This is a genomic window from Streptococcus sp. HMSC071D03, from assembly GCF_001812125.1.
Taxonomy (GTDB): Bacteria; Bacillota; Bacilli; order Lactobacillales; family Streptococcaceae; genus Streptococcus; species Streptococcus pseudopneumoniae_N.
This window is the reverse complement of sequence record NZ_KV807822.1, coordinates 1-1,150: the sequence shown is the minus strand read 5'-3', so window position 1 is coordinate 1,150 and position 1,150 is coordinate 1. Positions and strand designations below refer to the sequence as shown.

Annotated in this window: 1 pseudogene; it reads left to right on the top strand. The window is 34.9% G+C overall.

What is annotated here, in order from left to right:
* Positions 1 to 460: 460 nt before the first annotated feature.
* Positions 461 to 847: pseudogene (gene tnpA / locus HMPREF2837_RS10475) on the top strand (IS200/IS605 family transposase); the annotation flags it as partial.
* Positions 848 to 1,150 lie beyond the last annotated feature (303 nt).

Below are 1,150 nucleotides of genomic sequence, written 5' to 3'. Positions count from 1 at the left end.
TCTCCTACCGATAACTATTTATTATCATTAGTATACCATAAATTCATCTTTAGTAGATTGATTTGTATAATGATTTTTTTAGTTAAAATTAAATAGCAAACTATGATATTGGTCAACGAGAGCTTAAAACACGATTTTTAAATCATATCTAATACTTTTGATTTAATTACAAACTTGAAACAATGGGGGATTAGTATAGGTTGAAGGAAATAAGTACAAATTTATTAGAAAATCAAGATTTCATAGAATTAGCACGAAAAATTTCAATTTTAGAATTGTATTCTCTAATGATTTTGAATCGGTCTTTTTTATTATATGGCTTTCAGTTCGTCTCACTCCGATAGGTGCGAGACGAAAAAAACACCCACTATGTGGGTGCGTATCGATGGTTATACCCAAAAACTCCAAACACGATACAATAAAGGTGTTCAAGCCAAATGTAAAGCGAAAGGAGAAAAATATGGCACAAAAGGCTCATAGTTTATCGCACACAAAGTGGCATTTTAAGTATCACATTGTGTTCACCCCTAAGTATAGACGAAAAATCATCTATAATCAATATCGAAGTAGTTTAGGCGAAATATTTCATCGCTTGTGTAGTTATAAAGGAGTTGAAATTATCGAGGGTCACTTAATGCCAGACCATGTACATATGTTAGTAAGTATTCCACCAAAGATAAGTGTTTCGAGTTTCATGGGTTATCTAAAAGGTAAAAGTGCACTCATGATGTTTGACAAACACGCCAATCTAAAGTACAAGTTTGGGAATCGGCATTTCTGGGCGGAAGGTTATTATGTGAGTACGGTGGTGCTCAATGAAGCCACGATTAAGAAATATATCCAAGATTAAAGAAATTATCCAGTGGATGATTTCTTCACGAGTATGAAAATTTGAGAGCGAGTAAAGCATGATATAGCACTAGATAAATGAAGTGTGAAAGAATATGAGGATCCCTTTAGGGATAGTGGTAAGTAATACTAAAGCCTCTTTAAGAGGCAAGTGACGAGTCAAGAGCAATAAGGATTGAACAATATGAAAGCCAGCGTCTTTAGGCGCTGGCTGGTAGTTTGGGCTTATAGCTCTGGGACAAACCACCCGTTTGACGGGTGGTCATGATTCCCAATTATCAATTAGATATTCTGGAAGAAG